Below are 20,314 nucleotides of genomic sequence, written 5' to 3'. Positions count from 1 at the left end.
GATTCAAACAAAAATTCTCTCCTGGCTGGCATCTGCTAGAATACCCCTTTCCCCTTTCGGTCACGTTACAGGGGATGCCAAAAATCACGGCTTCATGTACACTAAGTGGCACTATGATAAAGAAAAAAGCACATAAACCCGGTTCCGCTACCATTGCCATGAACAAGCGTGCCCGCCACGAATACTTCATTGAAGAAGAGTTCGAAGCTGGGCTTTCGCTACAGGGATGGGAAGTTAAATCTCTCCGTGCCGGAAAGGCCAATATCAGCGACAGCTACATTCTGCTGCGCGACGGTGAAGCTTTTCTATTCGGTTCAACATTCCAGCCGTTGAGCGTGGCCTCTTCGCACGTGGTTTGCGATCCAACCCGCAGCCGCAAGCTGCTGCTGAAGCAGCGCGAGCTCGACACCATCTTTGGCAAAGCCAACCGCGACGGATACACCATCGTGGCGCTGTCGATGTACTGGAAAAACGCCTGGGCCAAACTGAAGATCGGCGTGGCAAAAGGTAAGAAAGAGCACGACAAGCGCGATGACATCAAAGATCGCGAATGGAAATTAGACAAAGCGCGTATTATGAAGCACGCGAACCGCTAAGCCACTGGCATAGCGACAGGTTTTTCTGTTATACTGATTCTCTACTTGGGGCTGATTCTGGATTCGACGGGATTTGCGAAGCCCTAGGAGCATGCCGAGGGGCGGTTTGCCTCGTAAAAAGCCGCAAAAAAATAGTCGCAAACGACGAAAACTACGCTTTAGCAGCTTAATAACCTGCTAAGAGCCCTCTCTCCCTAGCTTCCGCTCTTAAGACGGGGATCAAAGAGAGGTCAAACCCAAAAGAGATCGCGTGGAAGCCCTGCCTGGGGTTGAAGCGTTAAAACTAATCAGGCTAGTTTGTTAGTAGCGTGTCCGTTCGCAGCTAACCGGCGAATGTAAAGACTGGACTAAGCATGTAGTGCCGACGGTGTAGTAATTTCGGACGCGGGTTCAACTCCCGCCAGCTCCACCAAATTCTTTAGCGGCGATACCAGAATTGTCCGCCGAAGTCCTGAAAGCCCGCAAGGTGAAAGCCTTGCGGGCTTTTTTGTGTCTTGGGTTTGTTGCGCGAAGTCTGATGTCGACTAATTAGATTCGAACCTTTTAGGTCCAATCATAGGCCCAACGAAAAGCTCTATTGTTTTTGTTGGGTCCAAACGCAGGGAGACTCCCCCAGGAAAGTCGCTGAAGGGCGAGGATGTGGTGGCTGTGATGGAAGCATTACGGTTACTGAGTAAACGCCAGCCTGTGCGTATTCAGACAGATAACGGCAGCGAGTTTATCTCGAAGAGCCTGGATAAATGGGCGTATGAAAATGGGGTGACAATGGACTTCTCTCGTCCAGAAAAGCCGACAGATAACCCGTTTATTGAATCATTTAACGGTAGTCTGCGGGATGAATGTCTGAACATTCACTGGTTCCTCTCACTGGAAAATGCGCAGGATAAACTCGACAACTGGCGCAGGGAATATAACCATGAGAGAACGTATTCATCATTAAATGAGATGATCCCGGCTGAATTTATCCGGAGCCTACAAAAAGACGAAGATCTCTGATTTAGCACTGTATTGATTTTGGGCCAGGGTCATCTTGGCCGGTATATCAAATAATACGTGGAACTAAAACGGGTCTATTTACAAGCACAACATGCTTGATCGATTGAATAATGGTGGACGAAATCAGATTTCCGACGACCATGAAACACCCTGTACTGACTGAATCTTAACACAGGTGGCGTCTATTACTTTACTGTTTCTTCTGACATTGATTATGGCAAGTGCAGGCCTCGTGAAGTTCTTATTGAAACCAACAAAGGTATTTCAACCTTCCGCTGGAAAAATTAATTATGAACGATATAAACTTATTAAAAGAAAGCCTTGACACTAAGGTATTAAACTTTGTGATATCGACAGTTGTAACAGGTGGTATTTATCCGTTAATGTGGTTTTTTCTCAATCAGCGAAAATTAACCGAAGCCATGAAGGACAACTTTGTTGATAGTAATTATCCGCTTTGGATTGCCGTTGCTACGGGATTGGGGTGGTTTTTGTCAGATTTCAGCTATGAAATCAGTGACGAAGATACCATTCTGGACTACATTGCCGCACTGTTGTCGTTCGCATCCGTTGTTATGTACATCGTTTGGGGGTTTAAAGCTAAAGCAGCTATACAGGCTTATGCTTTGAAAAATTCAAATTTGAACTCAAAATGAACATATCCTACACTTTCATTTTCAACATATTTTACATTGTTTACTGCATTAATAATATGGGAGCTGAGCACCAGAAACACAATATCATTTTCAGCCAACAATAGAGTTAGTTTTTATATAAGAAGAGCGCAACTTACAGCGCCCTTATTATTTTAATAAATCATTTATGGATTATTAAAATATACACACCATCAAAAGGTTGCTAAATTCTCAGCCAACGGCATTACACTTTGAAAAATTTATCATCTTGGGATAATTCCAAAATGATGTAACGTTTATATTTCTGATAATCTTCTTGAACTAACTTATCAGATAGCATAGATAAAATATGTTGGCCAGATAGTTTTATAGACTCATCAAACATTTTCCTAACATGTTGAATGTCGATTTCATCAATAGAATCGTGCAGTACAAAATTAGGTCTCAACGCTTTTTTATCACAAACAGTTTTAATATATGCCAGATCAAAAGTCACGACTTCAAGTCTCTTCAACCCACCTTCATTGTTGGATTCCACATCATCAACATGTGGAGCACACTCGCCTTTTTCTTGATCTAAGTGAAGACTAAAGTTGTATTCAACTCCATAAAAAGAACGAGTATAATCTTTGAAATTTTCGATATACTTCTCTTCAAAAGAAGACACATTACTAAGCTCAGTTTCCAGCACCCCAGATAAATCAGTTAAGTTCTTCCTTTCAAATACCAACTTTGAGTCGATATCATCTTTTTTATCGATAATGGCCGTTAGTTTGGCTAGCTCTTTATCTAACATACCAATTTCTTTCATTGTGTCAGACATCTCTTCTATTTTCTTTTTCGACTTTAGCTCATAGAAAAGGGTCTGCTTCTGATTATTTAACGCCCCAAGCTTGACAATTGCCTTTTCATGTTCCTCTTGAAGCTTATCCAAGCCATGAGAAACAAACTCACGCTTAGTACTTAGAAGATGGTTATGAAATACAAGTGCTTGCTGATAATCTTCAAGCGTAGACTCTATTTTAACAGATGCATACTTATATATTGCCTTCAACTCATCCAGTAAATAATTCTGCTCATTATTTTTTAGTATTTCGTTAGTTTCAAATATATTTTTTATCTTTAAATCCAACGACAATATCTCATTAGACAAAGAGTTTTGCTCATCATCAATCATGTTGATTTTTGATACAATTTCTAGTTTATCGATCCCTTTTTCAGACGATAAGAGGGACTTTTCCAACTTAGCAAGCTCACCTTTTATTTTAGCTATCGAACCAACAATTTTATCTTGAGAGATCACACTGTTGAATACTTTTAGATTTCTGTCATATCTCTTGATAGTGGTCTTTAACTTATGAATTTTACTAAGTATTTCAGTGTCATTAAAATTGAACAAATATAGAAAAACAGTATTAACATCCGACTTAGAAACGTTCCTCCCATTATCAAAGTTAACTGTTTTTGTCATACGGTGCTGTGTTGTTCTAAAAAATTTCGGAGCTAGTTTTCTAATAGTTGGTTTCGCAGAATAAACATTAAAAATGCTACTCATGATATGGGAGATATACTCTTTATTTGTTACTTCACGCCCATTCAAAATGTAGTTTTGCAACTCTGTATCAGTAGAAAGTCTACGTTTGACGACACTGTATTGATTGTCTATGCCTAGGTATTCAAGTGATACGTAAACTTCACTATTGGTGAAAAGATGTTCAATCTCTCGTTTTGGTGTTTGAAACTCATCATCAATGTAGATTGGGCTAATTGAGCCATCAAACAAGTAATCTAGAATTCGTCCTAAAGTAGATTTACCCACGCTGTTGCCTGGTGCATCAGATTCCTTTTTACTTGTAATGATATTTAAGTTGTCGAAAAATGGTACACTTCGTTTTACCTCACCATCGATCTCTAAGATAAACCTAAGCAATTTCATTGATAAAAACCTCTTTGCTATTGTAGCCAACAGCAGAAATAATATACAACCAGTCGAGCGCTAAAATTATGTAGTCTACAGAAATGGAAAGCTCTTTGGTCCCAACATTCATTAACTGGGTGAGCGTCATACATTTTTTTTTGCGTTCATGAAGTTTCTTGAGAATAAATCCACCGATGTAGAGAACATTCATCTCTGGGTGAGAGCCTTTAATTGGTAGCATTGTTAGGGTTCTCCAAGACACAGCATTCGACAAAAGCATGAGCAACAACTACATTTAGGCCAATTTCTACCTGTTCTTTGTATTTGGTTGCATTGGCTGAATTGTAAACAAAGCTCCTCAGTTGTTTGATTACATCGCTGATAATGTCATCAGCGTGCTGCCGTACTTGTACTATATCTGGCTCAAAAGAATCGATTTCATACTTCTCTAGAGATTTACAGTACATATCATTAAGCAATTCCATCGCAGTCTGTTTTCCATTTATTATGTTTTGTTCTGCAAGAGTGTAGGCTCTTTCAATATGTGAGGAGTAAAACTTGTATTGTAAAACTATACGACGCTTAGTTTTAAGCATGTTGTGATCGATTTTCGTAGCAACACTAGCCGGAAAAGATCGATCTCCACGGTCAATCCTCACTTTAACCGATGAAATATCAGCAATGATAACATTGATAATAGAGTCAACATTGCTCTCCGGAGACGCTACATTGTAGAAGTTCCCTTCGATATTTTTAATGTCAAATATTGTTTCACACATAGACAAGCCCAGGACTCTTATTTAGTGTAATTAAAGTCACCTTTGATTACACCTTGGTTAAAGTTGTTTTGGCCATGCTGATGCACTTCTTGATTGTTATGGTGAATATCATTTTTTTCAATTTCGATTATTTTTTGTTCAAGATTTATATTTTTAATCTTTAAATCATTATTCGAAATTTCCAAAGACTCATTATTTTGTTGAAGTGTGTTATTTTTAAGCTCAAGCTCATTATGAGTGATGTTCAGAGCATTGAATTTCTGTTTAATCTTAGTCACATTGCTTTGTTGGACAAAGGCATAGATGCAGCTGGCAACTGTACAGACCCAAGCTATGGCTACAAAAGGGGGGCTACCAAAGATATCCCAAAATTCTTTCATTTCTTATCTCGATTTCTGGACATGATGGAAATACATTGTACAATTCATATGCATTGTGTCCACTAAAAGTGTGTGTAACTCACTCATAACCCTAAAAGAGTTTGTCCAGCCACCAAGCAGCTTCACTGATCTGCTCCCCACTGATTAATACACCGCGATGTTAGTAATATCTTCATAAGTTCCCCCAAGAAGAAGCATTTTTTGCGACGAACAGATCATCAGTATCCTCCGCGAGGCTGAAGCCGGGATTTCTGCCTGTGAGCTCTGCCGCAAGCATGCTATTTCAGACGCCACGTTTTACACATGGCGTAAGAAGTATGGCGGTATGGAAGTGCCTGAGGTTAAGCGCCTGAAGTCGCTTGAGGAAGAGAACGCCAGACTAAAGAAGCTGCTCGCTGAAGCTATGCTGGATAAGGAGGCGCCTCAGGTGGCTCTGGGCCGAAAAGACCATAAGCGGGAAACCGCGGAAGTCATGTGTGAGACAACGGGCCTGTCGCAACACCGTGCCTGCAGGCTTACAGGTTTGCCTCTGTCGACCTGCCGCTATGAGGCTCAGCGTCCGGCGGCTGATACGCATTTTTCAGGGCGCATCACTGAACTGGCACTGGATCGCAGACGTTTTGGCTACCGCCGCATCTGGCAGTTACTGCGCCGTGAAGGCCTTCGTGTTAATCACAAGTGCGTGTACCGCCTTTATCATCTCAGCGGGCTGGGCGTAAAACGCAGACGACGTCGTAAAGGCCTGGCAACGGAACGTCTGCCGCTGCTCCGCCCGGCGGCACCCAACCTGACCTGGTCAATGGATTTCGTCATGGACGCGCTGGCCACCGGTCGCAGGATCAAGTGCCTGACCTGTGTGGACGACTTCACGAAGGAGTGTCTGACAATTATCACCGCATTCGGGATTTCAGGCGTTCAGGTCACGCGTATTCTGGACAGTATTGCAATTTTTCGGGGCTATCCGGCGACGATAAGAACGGACCAGGGGCCGGAGTTCACTTGCCGCACACTGGATCAATGGGCCTTTGAGCATGCTGTTGAGTTACGCTTAATCCAACCGGGCAAGCCAATGCAGAACGGATTTATTGAGAGCTTTAACGGACGATTTCGCGATGAATGTCTGAATGAGCACTGGTTCAGCGATATCGTTCACGCCAGGAAAATCATTAACGACTGGCGGCAGGATTATAACGAGTGTCGTCCACATCCGGCACTAAATTATCAGACGCCATCAGAGTTTGCAGCACGGTGGCGAAATGAAAAATGTGAAGGCAAACAAACCGACATTACTAACTGACGGTTGTATCTAATTCTGGGGGCAAGTCAACGCTGCAAAACATCACCGATTTTGTGCAGAGAATGTAGATATAGAGTTCAGAATCAGAACAACCATTCTGACGTTTATCATGTGAAACTCCACAGGTTCTTCGAATGTTATCTGTTATTATCCCCCAAAAACCATATAATACACATGGTTTACTATAGGGGCGTTCACGGATGGCATTACAGGGGAAGTTTATTCTAAACGGTGCGGATATTGCACCACTAACGATCTACGGCGTTGGCACTTTCATGGCGTTTTCCGGGCAGCAGGTCTACATGAACAAAGGCGGGTGCGGCCACATGTCGAAGCTGGGCCCGATCCCTCCCGGCAACTATTACATCGTAGACAGACCTACCGGAGACTGGAAAAATAGGGTCCGGGCGGCGGGGATAGACGTTTACAAATCCATCAAGACCCTTTCCATCATCAATCATTATGAATGGTTTGCGCTTTTTCGTGCTGATGGGAGTATTGATGACACAACCTTTATCGAGGGCGTCGAAAGAGGGGGATTCAGGCTACACCCCGGCAGTATTTCAGAAGGATGTATTACTCTGGTGCACCGGACTGATTTTCTAAGGTTGCGGGAGATCATCCTGAATACGGAAAAATTTGATATTCCCAATTCGAAATTGAGGGCATACGGAAAAATAGAGGTTATCGCTAATGGCACAAGCTGCCCGTAAGCTTATGGGGTTTGCGATTTTCATTGCCTCATTCATTGCAGTCGTTATGACTGATGGCTATTTCTCACTTGGCGAGCGCATCATCAGTTGGGAGTTCGTTTATACCGTATCAGGATGGAGGGGCGTTGCGGGCATGGGTGAGCAGACCATGATGATATTTGACGAGTTAAATATTTACCTGGATCTGTTATTAACCGTCCCCGTTTATTCAGCAATAATGACGGCCCCCTGTCTGATGAAAAGGCCGGAATTACAAAACAGTTATATGAGAGTGTTTCTGAATAAACTACTTAAAACCGTCCTGACTGTTACCGCTGTGATAGCAGTCATTTACCTTATTGCCTACATTGCGCCTTAAAAAGGGGCACCTGCCCCTTGTGTCACCGCTCATTCCAGGCATCCGAGTGCTGCACGTTCCCGTCACAGTATTTATGGGTGATTTTCTCGTACATCAATGACACCGATTCGCTGTGATTAATGCCGCCAAGACCAGCGATTTTCGTGTTGGGCATACCTGGGCTGAAGGAGATCACCATCACGCCTTCCAGAAGCATGTTGTAGTACTCCTCCTCCTGACCTGCATCGTTGATACGGTACCATTTGAACTCTGCTGACATGAGCTTCTGGCCCGTTGTCACGGCTTTGAATAGATAGGGGCTGGAAGAATCAAAGTCTTTTTCGAATGAGATAGGCGCATGCTTTCGTTTGCCCGTAGCTTTCCCCGTCTGGGAGTCAACCGGAAGCGTTATTGCATGAGAAAACCCGACAACTTCAATACTACCTTCCCGGTGCTGCACATCCGCACTTCCCTTGATCACCGCACCGCCATCATCTTTAAGCCACAGATAAGCTGGAATTGGCATTTTACATCGTCCTTTATTGTTAATCCTTTCAGCAATATACATCAGATAATATAGTTACACGCAGTTATTTTATGGAATAAATCTCTCTTATCATTTTTTTGCTGAGCCTTGAAGATAGTTCTATCAGGTAGTTTGTGTTGGATGCCTGGTAACTTCTCAAGAAGATAAAAAGCCCTCTGGGTCTGTTTGGCGGCTTAGTGCTTTCCGCCGCATAATATAGATGGTATTGCAATTATCCCGCTAAAAACCACTCACCTACAGAGATCTCCCAACACACTGAATATACCCTATCAGGAGATCGTCATACGCTAATCCCGATTCATCAAACACCAGCTCATGTGGTTTAGAGCACCGCCCTATCAAAGGCTCTTCCAGTCGGGTAGTTTGTTTTTCCACCTGCCCCAATAGTGAAATAGCGCCATGGATATACCAAACAGCAAACCCGTAATGAGGGCAGTAGACACCGCACGCAACACGCTGAAGTCCTGATTTTGCCAGCGGCTAAACCACATGCAAACGCCCCAAATAGGGCCGAACCAGGCGGTATATAACAACGTATTCAGCCAGAAAGGGGCAAACGGTGAGGGCGGTACATTAGCCCCAAGCTTCCAACACAAACGCAGGATCGGTGGCGCATAGTTGCTCCGCCACATCTTTTTTTCTTCCATCAGCGCGATTGCCTTTTGCTTCTTTTCTTCAAATGCCATCATCTGAATCCTTTCACTGGATATCTTTAAAATTCGGAGGAGCTCATTCAGCCCAGAGCAGAATGGGGAGGGCTCTGCTTATAGAGTATGAGCCAGCCTCGATTTTGCACCCGGCATCCTTCAGAGACAAGGCCCCGTTCGCATTCTGGCATCTCTGCCGCAAACTCAGTTCCGAGGTGTGATTATCACGCCAGCATTCCGTTTCTGAATGGAAAAAAGCCAGGGGCGGAGTCCACTCATGACCTAAGTTTTCCAAATGGCATAGTTTGCAAAAAATATTGAGAATATTTATCTACTATGGTTTTGGAAACATTAGACATTAATGCAACCACCAATACGTTTAAAACCCATTGATAATATGTTCATGATATTGAAATGGTTCCTGCCTAAAGTCTTCCGGAATACACATTCCGTAGAAGAAAAAGATCTTTCCTCATAAAGGAGTACGCTTCATGGCATTTGTAACGACTGATGATGGTGTAAATATCTATTTCAAAGACTGGGGATCGAAAGACGCGCAGCCCGTTGTGTTTCATCACGGCTGGCCGTTGAGTGCAGATGACTGGGACAGCCAGATGCTGTTCTTCCTGGCTGAAGGCTTCCGCGTCATCGCCATCGATCGTCGTGGCCACGGACGTTCTGACCAGGTGAGCGAAGGCCATGACATGGACCACTATGCAGCCGATGCATCCGCCGTGGTTGAGCATCTGGATTTAAAGAACGCGGTTCATATCGGTCACTCTACCGGTGGTGGTCAGGTGGCTCGTTACGTCGCGAAGTATGGCCAGCCGCAGGGCCGCGTCGCTAAGGCAGTGCTGATCAGCGCTGTACCGCCGCTGATGCTGAAAACCGCTGACAATCCTGAAGGCACCCCATTGGAGGTTTTCGACGGCTTCCGTTCAGGTCTGGCTGCCAACCGTGCTCAGTTCTATCTTGATGTCGCATCAGGTCCATTTTATGGCTTCAACCGTGACGGTGCACAGGTGTCACAAGGCACCATCCAGAACTGGTGGCGTCAGGGCATGACCGGCAGCGCTCAGGCGCATTATGAAGGTATCAAGGCTTTCTCTGAAACCGATCAGACCGAAGATTTAAAAGCGATTACCGTACCAACGCTGGTGATGCAGGGCGACGACGATCAGGTTGTGCCTTACAAAGCCGCAGCGGTATTGCAGGATAAACTGCTGGCCAACAGCAAACTGATTATTTATCCGGGCTACCCACACGGCATGCATACCGTCCATGCGGATGTGATCAATGCCGACCTGCTGGCCTTTATTCGTGATTAATCGTTAGTAATAACGCGTTATAAAAAGCGGCTAAAAGTCCGCCTTCAGCCCCTGCGGCGCAATAAAGATTTCCATATTCTCGCGGGAAAGCTCCCAGTGCTCGAACACCAGGTCAACCACGGCCTGCTCGTCGCGCGCTTCAATAGCGACGATAAACGCGTCGTGGTGCTCGGCAGCGAGTTGCAGGCGGCGTTCCATATCGGCATTCTGCGGGCGGAAGAAGGTGTGGCCAATACGGCAGTGATCGATGAGCAGGCGGCCCAGACTCGGTTGCAGATAGGGGTTGGCCGCCATCTCGCCCATGATTTCATGGAAGCGGTTATTTTCCAGCGCCAGCGCTTCGGCATCGCGGGTTTGCACCGCTTTGCGGAAGCGCTTCTGCGTTTCCTTCAGCGCCTTCATCTGCGAGGGCTTATAGTTCTGCACCGCCAGGCGCCCGGTGGCGGCATAGATCATGGGGGCAACGAGGAAGAAATTGCGCAGGCTGGAGTGGCTCATTGGGATCACCCGCACGCCGCGTTTTTCCACAATCTCCAGATAGCCCTCACCGGCCAGCCGCTGGAAGACTTCTCTTACCGGCGTGCGCGATAAACCGTACTGTGCCGTCAGGCTGGCTTCATCCAGCAGCTCGTCGGGATCGAGTTCCATGGTTAAAATGAGACGTTTTAAATCCTCATATAGTGCAGCTTTACCCGATCTCAATGTTGCCTCCTGAACGCCATCATCTTCAATGTTTGCGCGAGAAACGCGCTATCCCATGCCGATTAACCTACAGAAAAAGTGCGTATACAGCAAAAATAATTCAAATATTTCATGCGATACCTGGATCGACATAACACTTTCATCAATCAGCCAAGACTTACGTATAATCAACAGGTAACGAAATTCATCGCGAGGCAATTTTAACACTAGAGTAGAGCGATTCTGGCGGGAAAAGCGGTACACCCTGCCCTCTCAGGACTGGGAATGTTGGCAGAGTAAGCGCTGCCCACCGGGAATAGCGGGCAGCGGAGGGTCAAAGCTAAGACTTAGCTGTCGGCACCCGGTACATCAATCCAGATGGTTTTCAGCTCGGTGTACTGATCCAGCGCGAAGGCGGATTTATCACGCCCGCCGAAGCCGGACTGCTTGTAGCCGCCAAACGGCGTGGTGGCATCGCCTTCACCAAAGCAGTTCACCGTTACCGTACCGGCACGCACGGCACGGGAGACGCGAATAGCGCGGTTCAGTTTGCCGGTATAGACCGATGCCGCCAGCCCGTAAGGGGTGTCGTTGGCCAGCGCAATCGCTTCGGCTTCGGTTTTAAAGGTGGTGATGCACAGTACCGGCCCGAAGATCTCTTCACGGAACAGTGCGCTCTGCGGCGTCACGCCGTCGATCACCGTTGGCTGGACGTAAATGCCGTTCTCGGTGTCGCCGCCCTGCACGATGCGCAGCCCTTCCTGGCGTGCCGTTTCCAGATAGCCGCTGACCTTGCTGAAGTGATCGGCGGAGATCATCGTGCCCAGGCGGTTTTCCGGATCGAGCGGGTTGCCCATCGGCCAGCTGCCGATCTGCTCGGCGATCAGCGCCAGCAGGCGATCCTTCACCCCTTCCTGCACCAGCAGGCGCGAAGTGGCAGAGCAGTTCTCACCCATGTTCCAGAAGGCGCCGTTCAGCACGTGTCCGGCCACGGTTGCCAGGTCCTCAGCATCATCAAAGACCACCGCCGGGTTTTTACCGCCGCACTCCAGCACCACTTTTTTCAGGTTAGAGTCGGCCGAATAGTGCAGGAAACGGCGGCCGGTCGCAGTGGAGCCGGTAAAGCTGACCATATCGATATCCGCATGCAGGCCAATCGGCTCGCCCACATCCTTGCCGGTGCCGGTAACGATATTCAGCACGCCAGCGGGTACGCCCGCCTCAAAGGCCAGTTCCGCCACGCGCAGCGAAGTCAGTGAAGTCTGTTCGGCCGGTTTCACTACCACCGAGCAGCCTGCCGCCAGCGCCGGGCCGATTTTCCACGCCAGCATCAGCAGCGGGAAGTTCCACGGCAGCACGCAGCCCACCACGCCAATCGGTTCACGTACCACCAGCGCCATCGCGCCGTTACCCACCGGGGCGGTGTGATCGTAGAGCTTATCGATCGCTTCCGCGTACCACTTAATAATGTGAATGGTTTCCGGCACGTCTACCGCCAGGCATTCGCTGACCGGCTTACCGCTGTCGAGGCTTTCCAGTACCGCCAGCTCGGTGACTTCCTGCTCCATCAGTGCCGCCAGTTTCAGCAGCACCGCTTTACGCTCGCCCGGCGGCAGCTGGCTCCAGCTACCAGCGTCAAATGCGGCGCGTGCTGCGTCAACGGCGCTGTTCACGTCGGTAATATCGCACGCGGCGAGATCGGCCAGCTTATCGCCGGTCGCCGGGTTGGTGGTTGGCAGGGTTTTGCCGGAGGCTGCCGCCACAAAGCGACCGTTAATAAATGCCTTATCGGAAAATTTCAGCCCCTCAACCACAGCGGCCACATCATTTAATGTCTGAATCTGGCTCATGCTATCCCCTTACCCGGTAACCGCTGCGACGTTGCGTTTTACGCCTTCAATCACAGCCTGCAGCTGCGCTTTCTCTTCTTCATCCAGCGCCAGCAGCGGTGCACGCACCGGGCCTGAGGTCAGACCGGCCAGATCGCAACCGTATTTGATGGACTGCACGAACTTACCGCCGTCGAGGAAGTTCATCAGCGGCATCATCGCCGCCATGATCTTACGGCCTTTGGCGAAGTCCTTCTCAATGACACAGGCTTCGTACAGCGCAACGTGCTCGCGTGGAATAAAGTTAGAGCCAGCACAAACCCAGCTGCGTGCGCCCCAGGCGAAGAACTCCAGCGCCAGGTCGTCCCAGCCGCAGGACAGCGCAATGTTCGGGTATTTGATGGCCAGCAGATGCAGGTTGTTCAGATCGCCGGAGCTTTCTTTAATCGCCACCACGTTTTTCGATTTGCTGACTTCGGTGAAATAGGTTTCACCCATGCTGATACCCATACGGCCCGGGTAGTTGTAAAGCATGATCGGCAGCTGAGCGGCTTTATCCACGGTCAGCGCGTGGTGGGCATTTTCCAGTTCGGTTGGCAGCGCGTAAGGTGGCGAGGTCACCAGAATGGCGTCGGCCTTGTGTTCGCGGGCGTGCTGCGCAAAAGCAACGGCATCTTCCGTGCGGATAGCTCCCGTCCCCACCACCAGCGGCAGGCGGTTGCCAATCACCTTGCGGGCATGTTCCACCAGCGCCAGGCGCTCTTCGGTGGTTTGCGCGTAGTATTCACCGGTAGAACCGCCGATGATAATGCCGTGTACGCGGGCTTCAATCAGCGATTCCAGCACGTCGGCAAAGCGAGCGAAATCAATGCTGCCATCGGCGGCGTAAGGGGTGATAGCCGGGGTGAAGATACCATCAAATGTCAACACGTTAACCTCCAGAGCGAAAATCAGGACCAAAATCACCCGCTTTGCGGCAGAAAATGGCGACGTTTGTTAACAATTTGCACAGCCCGGTTTGACAGGTCAATGAAGGGGATTTTTTTGTATACCCGTAAAATACAAAAAAAATTCGTATGAATGGTACGTTCATACGAAATTATTTTTTTAAATGTTAAAAATCAGCAAATTAAAACTATTTTAAAATGGGAAAAATTTTCTACATGATTTCAGATAACGATCACATTATGAGATTATTACGCTATCTGGCATATTTACAGCCCCGGCCAGGAAGCATAATTTTGATGCTGCATTTAACCAGGTTTTAACAGATATCCGTCCGGTTCGCTGGCGAACACCGTAAACAGAGGTAGAAGGCTATGCCCCAGAACAAAGCGACGCTCACAGGATTGATTGCCATCCTGCTTTGGAGCGCGATTGTGGGATTGATTAAGAGCGTCAGTGAAGGATTTGGTGCGATTGGCGGCGCAGCGCTGATTTACACCTGCAGCGCCGTGCTGCTGCTGTTCACCATCGGCTTCCCCAACATCCGCAAGTTTCCACGCAGCTATCTGATTATCGGCAGCGTGCTGTTTGTTTGCTACGAGCTGTGCCTGTCGCTGTCGCTGGGGTTCACCCACTCCGGCCGCCAGGCGATTGAAGTCGGTATGGTGAATTATCTGTGGCCCAGTATGACCATTGTTTTATCGGTTATTGTTAACCGGCAGAAAACCAGCCTGTTAATTATTCCTGGCGTTATTATTTCAGTCATGGGAATTTGCCGCGTGCTGGGTGGTGACAGCGGATTTTCACTGAGCGAAATGGCCAGCAATATAATGGATAACCCGCTCAGCTATGGTCTGGCATTTAGCGGTGCAATTATCTGGGCAATCTATTGTGTGGTAACGAAAAGAATTGCGCAGGGCAGCAACGGCATTACGCTGTTCTTTATTTTAACTGCGCTAACCCTGTGGGTGAAATTCCTGCTGTCGCCGCAGCCCGAGTTTGTTTTATCAGCGAAAGTCTGGATTAATCTGGCGCTGGCGGCCATGGCGATGGGCTTCGGTTACGCAGCCTGGAACGTGGGTATTCTGCACGGGAACGTCACCATTCTGGCGGCGGCATCCTACTTTATTCCGATTATCTCTGCGGTTCTGGCGGCGTTTATGCTCAATTCGCAGCTTTCGGTTTCCTTCTGGCAGGGCACCGCGATGGTCAGTCTCGGTTCTCTCGCCTGCTGGTGGGCAACCCGCACGGTGGCTGAAAAAAAGCTCTCCTGTAAGGCCTCTTAGCTTTTACCCCGGGAGGAGGACTCTCCTCCCAACCTCTACAGATCGTACTCACTGAATTTTAAACAAAAACAATTCCTGTTCCATCCTCTTTAACCGAAGGAGAGTTTATAGAATATAAAAAAACTGATAATAACCGTTCACCTGCTTAATCAATTAATGAAAACAACCTGCTCCGGATAACATTCTGGTGGATTTATCTGGTTTAAAATAATCCCGTTAATGCTGTGATTAAAAGTAATAAACCCCGTGACCGTAATAAGCATCCCTCGCTTTCATGTTTATTACAGTCATTATGTTGTGCTTTTTATTCAACGGTATCGGAGAAAAAACAGGAGTTACCATGTCTGCTCATATTTCTGTTGAAGACGTGCCGCTGAGCCGCTTCCACCGATTACTGACCGTTCGCTCCGGCGGCGGCTCCTTTGTCGATGGCTACGTGCTGAGCATCATCGGCATCGCCATGACCAAAGTCTCCCCGGCGCTGGGGCTCAACGCCTTCTGGGAAGGGCTGATTGCCGCATCGGCGCTGATCGGTATCTTCTTTGGCGGCTTTTTGGGCGGCGTACTGACCGATCGCCTCGGCAGGCGTCTGATCTATTTCGTTGGCCCTACGCTGTTTATCCTCTGCTCGCTGGCCCAGTTCTGGGTACAAAGCGGTGAAATGCTGTTTATTCTGCGCCTGCTCAGCGGCGTGGCGGTGGGGATTGAGTACCCGGTAGCCACCGCGTTTCTGGTCGAATTTCTGCCAAAAAAATACCGTGGGCCGTGCCTGGCAACACTGACCATCCTGTGGTTTGCCGGTGCCGCCACCGCCTATATGACCGGCGAAGCGATTCTCTACTTTGGCGGGGCAGAAGCCTGGCGCATAACGCTGGCCAGCACCGCAGTGATTGGCCTGCTGCTGTTCCTGATCCGCTTAGGCACGCCGGAATCGCCGCGCTGGCTCATCAGTAAAGGACGCCATGCCGAAGCCGAAGTCGTTATTCGCCAGGTTTATGGCAACGACTTCAGCCTGAAAAACCTGCCCACACAGTCGGAAAATAAGCACCTGTCGTTCAGGAGCCTGCTGCACTCCGGCTACGGCAAGCGCATGGCGTTTATTACCATTTTCTGGACCTGCTCGGTCATCCCGGTGTTTGCCGTCTACGCCTTTGCGCCGAAGGTGCTGGATGCCCTGCACCTCAGCGGCGGCTGGGCCTCTTACGGTTCGGTGGCGATTACGCTGCTGTTCGTTATCGGCTGTATTATCGCTACCCGGCTGGTGAACACGCTGGGACGCCGTAAACTGCTGCTGCAAAGTTTCCTGTGGTCCGGCCTGGCGCTGGCGCTGCTTGGCATGCTGCGCGACGGGCCGTCACCGGTGATCCTGCTGCTGTTCGGCACCTACGCGCTGTTTATCGGCGGTGCGCAGGTGCTGCAGCTGGTCTATCCAAATGAGATCTTCCCGACGGAGATCCGTGCCGGTGCGGTGGGGATTGGTACATCGATGTCGCGGATTGGGGCGGCGATCGGCACCTGGCTGATCCCGGTTTCGCTACAGACGATCGGCATTGGCGCAACGATGTACATCGCTGCCGGGATCACCGCCGTGGGGCTGATTGTGTCCTGGTTCCTGGCACCGGAAACCGCCTCACGCAGCCTGGAAGATGCCGCCTCGCTGAGCGATGAGCGGCCTGAAGCGGCCGCAGCCAGGGCGAATCTGTCCAAGAATAACGCCTGGTAAACTCACCTCGGGGCTGCATCGCAGCCCCTGCTTTCACGGTTTAATCAGCTTTTCCACTTCCCTGCGGCGTTTTCGGTAAGAGCTGGGCGTTTCGCCATACTGCTTGCGGAACCAGGCGATCAGATGTGAGGCATCGGCAAAGCCGGTGGCGGCAGCGATGGCGTTGATGCTGTTGCTGGAGTCGGCCATCAGCTTGCGCGCCTGTTCCAGCCTCATCCGTCGCCAGTACACCGCCGCCGAATAGCTGGTGCATTTGGTAAAAATCAGGTTCAGCTGACGGAACGTGACTCCGGCAAAAGCAGCCACTTCGGTTAAAGGAACCGGCGAATCGAGGTGGTGCTTCATCAGCTCGATCACCTTATTAACCACATCGTTTTCATAGACGTCCGGCGGGTTCTGATTCTCTTTCTGCTTCGCCCGGCTGGCAGGTATCGCCGTATCATCCACCAGCAGGTACTTCAGCACCTTCTGCGATCGTACCAGCCCACAGTGCTGGCGGATCAGATCGGCTGCCAGATCGATAGCCGTTCCCCCCGGGCAGGAGATAATGCCGCCGTCTTTGATGTAGGTTTTATCGATCACCGGGATCGCTTTCGGAAAGCGCAGGCGAAACTCATCGCGGGTGGTGAAGTGAATCGCACACTGTCGCCCGTCCAGCAGACCGGCATTACCCGCCACAAAAGCCCCGCTGCACAGAGTGATGATCGGGATATTGCGCGCATGAATCTCTCTGAGCGCATGCAGCAGCCACTGCGGCGGCTGGCGCGTCTCCTCCAGCAGCCCACCGGCCACCACGAAGTAATCCCAGTTGCGGGAAAAATCGAGCGCCGCCGTCGGTGATACGGGCAGTCCACAGCTGGCGGTGACCGGCTGATCATCGCAGGTCATCCATTCCCAGCGGCAGAAAATCTGGCGGCTGGAGAAAGATTCATCGGCTGCAAAGCGCAGCGACTCTACCAGCCCCGCCACTGACGCGAGAGTGAACTGTTTCATCAGCAGAAAGCCGATGGTCAGATCGGGCTTGGATTCACCGTTTTGTTCAGTCGCTATCTGTTGCTGCATGATTCTCAGGGCTCCTGTAATCCGCCCAGCTTGCTCAGCAGGCGCTTCAGATCGCGAATGTCCTGTTCGTTCAGGCCGGAAGCGATGGTTTTTTCTGCGCTTTTTGCCTGTTCCACCATCCGTGCCAGCATGATTTCACCGTCAGCCGTCATCGACACCAGCTTACGGCGGCGGTTATCCGGATCGACGACGACGCTGACTAACCCGCTTTTGGTCATCCGGTCGATAACATACGTGCCCGTTGCTTTGTCAAACCCGGCGCGGTTTCCCAGCGTTTGCTGATCGCAACAGGTTTCTTCCGCCAGCACCACCAGAATGGCGTACTGCACGGCGGACAAACCGGTATCAACGCACTGAGCCCAGCAGGTTGTGGAGTGCTGCCCGGCGCGGCGCACAAGGTGCATCAGCGAGGTGTCGCCGTGCGGCCACAGAGGAGCGGCAACAATTAAGTCAGGATTTTGTGACATGGACCGTCTTGACTCCTTAAAACGATAATCTTATAGTTCGAACTCAAACTGTTTATACTCAAACTATAACCCAAAAGTTTAGCAAAAGAGAACCACATGAAGCTTGTTGTCGGCATGACCGGTGCTACAGGCGCGGCAATTGGCGTTCGCCTGCTTACCGCACTGAAAGACCTGGACGTGGAAACTCACCTGGTGATCTCCAAGTGGGCCCGCGCCACGATTCAAATGGAAACACCCTACAGTGTACAGGACGTTATCGCCCTCGCCTCCAGGACTTACAGCGAACACGACCAGGCCGCAGCGATTTCCAGCGGCTCCTTCCGCGTCGACGGCATGGTGGTGGTGCCCTGCAGTATGAAAACCCTCGCCGCCATACGTGGCGGCTACGGCGATGGCCTTATCGCCCGCGCGGCTGATGTTACGCTGAAAGAGCAGCGAAAACTGGTACTGGTGCCACGCGAATCACCACTGAACGTGATCCATCTGGAAAATATGCTGGCGCTGTCGCGCGCCGGCGCGATGATGCTGCCGCCCATGCCCGCCTTCTATAACAATCCGGCCAGCATTGATGACATTATCAATCATTTTGTCTCGCGCATTCTCGATCAGTTCGGTCTTGACAACGATCTCACAAAACGCTGGGGCTAACGCCCGCCATCTTCCGCTACGAATCAGGAGAGCCGGATGAAGTATTACGATGATTTAAGGAGTTTTATCGATGCGCTGGATGCCATGGGCGACATTATGCATGTGACCCGCGAGGTCGACTGCGATTTTGAGCCAAGTGCCATCACCCGCCGCAGCTACGAAATCCAGTCCCCCGCTCCGCTGTTTCATCATATCACTGGGGTAGAATCCGGTTTCCGCCTGTTTGGCGCACCGGCATCGCTCTCTTCACGCAGCGATATGCCGTATGCCCGCGTGGCGATGTCGCTGGGCCTTGCGCCGGAATCCACCGGCCTGGAGATCGTTGAAGCGCTGTCGGCCGCCCGCCACAAGCCTGGCATTCCGCCGGTGCGTGTAGAGTCCTCCGCCGCGCCGTGCCAGCAGAACATCCTGCGCGGCGAACAGGCCACCCTCGACCGCTTCCCTATTCCGTTTGCCCACGACAAGGATGGCGGTCGCTACGCCAATACCTGGGGCACGCTGATTGTGAAAACCCCGGACGGGAAATGGGTGAACTGGTCCATCGCTCGCGTGATGAAGGTTGACGGGAAAAGAATGGTCGGTCTGATCGTTCCCAGCCAGCATATTGGCCAGATCTGGGCGGAGTGGGTGAAGATCGGTGAGCCGATGCCATACGCACTGGTACAGGGCCCTGCCCCGGCGATCTCCTGCGTTTCCGGTATTCCGATCCCGGCACACGCCGACGAAGCGGATTACATTGGCACGCTGGCCGGTGCGCCCGTCGAAGTGGTGAAAGCGGTCAGCATCGATCTGGATGTACCGGCCACCGCTGAGATTGTGATTGAAGGGCACGTATCAATTACCCGCGACTGTCAGGAAGGCCCGTACGGCGAGTACGGCGGCTACCTTGGCTCCGGCTCTTCCGCCCAGCCCACCTTCCATGTGGAAACCATTACCTACCGCGACGATCCGATCTGGCCAATGTCGATCACCGGCCGTCCAACCGATGAATCCCACACGCTGTGGGCGATGGGGCTGGCGGCCGATGCGCTGACCTATCTGAGGGAAGCGGAACTGCCGGTCAAAGCGGCCTGGATTCCGGAAGATTCAACGGTGCACTGGCTGCTGATTGTCATGCCGGAAAACTGGCGCGAGCTGCTGCCGGGTATGTCCAGCGAAGAGCTGTCACAGCGCATTGGTGAAGTGCTGTTTAAAACCAGCGCAATGGTGTTTATTCCGAAGGTCTACGTGGTGGATGACGACTTCGATCCGACCAACCTGCGTGAGGTGGTATGGGTGCTGTCCACCCGCGTGCATCCGGTGGGTCGCCGCGCGGTGTTTGAAGATCAGCGCGTCATCCGCCTGCCGCAGTGCTACGAAGAAGAGGAGTACGTGGCGGGTAAAGGTGCCAAGGTGGTGTTCGATACGCTGCAAACCACCCGCCATCTGCACGCTTCATTCGAACAGGGCTATCCGCAGGAAGTGCGCCAGCGCATTCTGGATAACTGGTAAGCTCTGACG

General features: G+C 50.2%; 21 protein-coding genes, 1 other RNA gene and 1 pseudogene. 12 read left to right on the top strand and 11 right to left on the bottom strand.

Annotated features, from left to right (window positions below):
* Window positions 1-113: 113 nt before the first annotated feature.
* The 4 genes and pseudogenes from smpB to IBT47_RS16645 all read left to right on the top strand — a co-directional run bounded on the left by smpB (window position 114) and on the right by IBT47_RS16645 (window position 2,248).
* Window positions 114-596 carry an SsrA-binding protein SmpB gene (gene smpB, locus IBT47_RS16660; RefSeq protein ID WP_200561556.1) on the top strand — a complete coding sequence of 161 codons (483 nt, stop codon included), beginning with the start codon at window positions 114-116 and terminating at the stop codon, window positions 594-596.
* Window positions 597-643: 47 nt separating this feature from the next.
* Window positions 644-1,008: a transfer-messenger RNA gene (gene ssrA / locus IBT47_RS16655) on the top strand.
* A 203-nt stretch (window positions 1,009-1,211) separates the two neighbouring features.
* Window positions 1,212-1,592, top strand: a pseudogene (locus IBT47_RS16650) (integrase core domain-containing protein); the annotation flags it as partial.
* A gap of 290 nt (window positions 1,593-1,882) precedes the next feature.
* Window positions 1,883-2,248: a hypothetical protein gene (locus IBT47_RS16645; protein WP_200561554.1), complete on the top strand. Its 366-nt coding sequence runs from the start codon at window positions 1,883-1,885 to the stop codon at window positions 2,246-2,248.
* A gap of 223 nt (window positions 2,249-2,471) precedes the next feature.
* Here the strand turns inward: IBT47_RS16645 and IBT47_RS16640 are convergent, their stop codons facing one another.
* The 4 genes from IBT47_RS16640 to IBT47_RS16625 are packed head-to-tail and all read right to left on the bottom strand — an operon-like array spanning window position 2,472 to window position 5,304.
* Window positions 2,472-4,163, bottom strand: a complete 1,692-nt coding sequence (locus tag IBT47_RS16640; RefSeq protein ID WP_234471940.1) for a DUF2326 domain-containing protein — start codon at window positions 4,161-4,163, stop codon at window positions 2,472-2,474.
* Window positions 4,150-4,386, bottom strand: coding sequence for an ABC-three component system middle component 6 (locus IBT47_RS16635; RefSeq protein WP_200561552.1), 237 nt, complete (start codon window positions 4,384-4,386; stop codon window positions 4,150-4,152). The genes IBT47_RS16640 and IBT47_RS16635 overlap by 14 nt, the downstream gene beginning before the upstream one ends.
* Entirely contained in the window at window positions 4,373-4,924 is a 552-nt protein-coding gene (locus tag IBT47_RS16630; RefSeq protein WP_200561550.1) for a hypothetical protein, read from the bottom strand. Before IBT47_RS16630 ends, IBT47_RS16635 begins: the two co-directional genes overlap by 14 nt.
* A 17-nt stretch (window positions 4,925-4,941) precedes the next feature.
* A complete protein-coding gene (locus tag IBT47_RS16625) occupies window positions 4,942-5,304 on the bottom strand; it encodes a hypothetical protein (RefSeq protein ID WP_200561548.1) in 363 nt (120 codons plus the stop codon).
* 196 nt (window positions 5,305-5,500) lie between these two features.
* On the opposite strand from IBT47_RS16625, the gene IBT47_RS16620 reads away from it, so the two are divergent.
* The 3 genes from IBT47_RS16620 to IBT47_RS16610 all read left to right on the top strand — a co-directional run bounded on the left by IBT47_RS16620 (window position 5,501) and on the right by IBT47_RS16610 (window position 7,672).
* Window positions 5,501-6,601, top strand: a complete 1,101-nt coding sequence (locus tag IBT47_RS16620) for an IS3 family transposase (RefSeq protein WP_200561643.1) — start codon at window positions 5,501-5,503, stop codon at window positions 6,599-6,601.
* A gap of 200 nt (window positions 6,602-6,801) precedes the next feature.
* Window positions 6,802-7,314: a DUF2778 domain-containing protein gene (locus tag IBT47_RS16615; RefSeq protein WP_200561546.1), complete on the top strand. Its 513-nt coding sequence runs from the start codon at window positions 6,802-6,804 to the stop codon at window positions 7,312-7,314.
* Complete coding sequence (locus tag IBT47_RS16610) at window positions 7,295-7,672, top strand: hypothetical protein (RefSeq protein WP_200561544.1); 378 nt, start codon at window positions 7,295-7,297, stop codon at window positions 7,670-7,672. Before IBT47_RS16615 ends, IBT47_RS16610 begins: the two co-directional genes overlap by 20 nt.
* A gap of 22 nt (window positions 7,673-7,694) precedes the next feature.
* Here the strand turns inward: IBT47_RS16610 and IBT47_RS16605 are convergent, their stop codons facing one another.
* On the bottom strand, window positions 7,695-8,177 hold the full coding sequence (locus IBT47_RS16605) for a type VI secretion system tube protein TssD (protein WP_105593166.1): 483 nt from the start codon (window positions 8,175-8,177) through the stop codon (window positions 7,695-7,697).
* Window positions 8,178-8,536: 359 nt separating this feature from the next.
* Window positions 8,537-8,884, bottom strand: a complete 348-nt coding sequence (locus tag IBT47_RS16600) for a DUF6404 family protein (RefSeq protein ID WP_200561641.1) — start codon at window positions 8,882-8,884, stop codon at window positions 8,537-8,539.
* A 452-nt stretch (window positions 8,885-9,336) separates the two neighbouring features.
* Between IBT47_RS16600 and IBT47_RS16595 the strand changes: the two genes are divergently transcribed.
* On the top strand, window positions 9,337-10,173 hold the full coding sequence (locus IBT47_RS16595; protein WP_105593165.1) for an alpha/beta fold hydrolase: 837 nt from the start codon (window positions 9,337-9,339) through the stop codon (window positions 10,171-10,173).
* Window positions 10,174-10,203: 30 nt separating this feature from the next.
* Here the strand turns inward: IBT47_RS16595 and IBT47_RS16590 are convergent, their stop codons facing one another.
* The 3 genes from IBT47_RS16590 to IBT47_RS16580 all read right to left on the bottom strand — a co-directional run bounded on the left by IBT47_RS16590 (window position 10,204) and on the right by IBT47_RS16580 (window position 13,613).
* The gene (locus tag IBT47_RS16590) at window positions 10,204-10,875 is read right to left on the bottom strand and encodes a GntR family transcriptional regulator (RefSeq protein ID WP_105593164.1); all 672 of its coding nucleotides are present in this window, start codon (window positions 10,873-10,875) and stop codon (window positions 10,204-10,206) included.
* Window positions 10,876-11,201: 326 nt separating this feature from the next.
* The gene (locus IBT47_RS16585; RefSeq protein WP_200561541.1) at window positions 11,202-12,704 is read right to left on the bottom strand and encodes an aldehyde dehydrogenase; all 1,503 of its coding nucleotides are present in this window, start codon (window positions 12,702-12,704) and stop codon (window positions 11,202-11,204) included.
* 9 nt (window positions 12,705-12,713) lie between these two features.
* Window positions 12,714-13,613, bottom strand: coding sequence for a dihydrodipicolinate synthase family protein (locus IBT47_RS16580; protein WP_200561539.1), 900 nt, complete (start codon window positions 13,611-13,613; stop codon window positions 12,714-12,716).
* Between the two features lie 389 nt (window positions 13,614-14,002).
* Between IBT47_RS16580 and yddG the strand changes: the two genes are divergently transcribed.
* Window positions 14,003-14,914 carry an aromatic amino acid DMT transporter YddG gene (gene yddG, locus IBT47_RS16575; RefSeq protein ID WP_105593162.1) on the top strand — a complete coding sequence of 304 codons (912 nt, stop codon included), beginning with the start codon at window positions 14,003-14,005 and terminating at the stop codon, window positions 14,912-14,914.
* 340 nt (window positions 14,915-15,254) lie between these two features.
* Window positions 15,255-16,637: an MFS transporter gene (locus tag IBT47_RS16570; RefSeq protein ID WP_200561537.1), complete on the top strand. Its 1,383-nt coding sequence runs from the start codon at window positions 15,255-15,257 to the stop codon at window positions 16,635-16,637.
* Between the two features lie 33 nt (window positions 16,638-16,670).
* Here IBT47_RS16570 and IBT47_RS16565 read toward each other — a convergent pair whose 3' ends face one another.
* Both IBT47_RS16565 and IBT47_RS16560 read right to left on the bottom strand, forming a co-directional pair.
* The gene (locus IBT47_RS16565; protein ID WP_200561535.1) at window positions 16,671-17,699 is read right to left on the bottom strand and encodes a GlxA family transcriptional regulator; all 1,029 of its coding nucleotides are present in this window, start codon (window positions 17,697-17,699) and stop codon (window positions 16,671-16,673) included.
* Window positions 17,700-17,704: 5 nt separating this feature from the next.
* Window positions 17,705-18,166 carry a MarR family winged helix-turn-helix transcriptional regulator gene (locus tag IBT47_RS16560; protein ID WP_200561533.1) on the bottom strand — a complete coding sequence of 154 codons (462 nt, stop codon included), beginning with the start codon at window positions 18,164-18,166 and terminating at the stop codon, window positions 17,705-17,707.
* Between the two features lie 96 nt (window positions 18,167-18,262).
* Here IBT47_RS16560 and IBT47_RS16555 point away from each other — a divergent pair, with 96 nt between their 5' ends.
* Both IBT47_RS16555 and IBT47_RS16550 read left to right on the top strand, forming a co-directional pair.
* Window positions 18,263-18,814 (top strand): non-oxidative hydroxyarylic acid decarboxylases subunit B, encoded by a 552-nt coding sequence (locus IBT47_RS16555; protein ID WP_105593158.1) that lies wholly within the window; start codon window positions 18,263-18,265, stop codon window positions 18,812-18,814.
* Window positions 18,815-18,850: 36 nt separating this feature from the next.
* Window positions 18,851-20,305, top strand: coding sequence for a UbiD family decarboxylase (locus tag IBT47_RS16550; protein ID WP_200561531.1), 1,455 nt, complete (start codon window positions 18,851-18,853; stop codon window positions 20,303-20,305).
* Window positions 20,306-20,314 lie beyond the last annotated feature (9 nt).

Source organism: Erwinia sp. S43, assembly GCF_016624745.1.
Taxonomy (GTDB): Bacteria; Pseudomonadota; Gammaproteobacteria; order Enterobacterales; family Enterobacteriaceae; genus Erwinia; species Erwinia coffeiphila.
The sequence above is the reverse complement of the archived record's forward strand: the minus strand, read 5'-3'. Positions and strand labels throughout refer to the sequence as shown.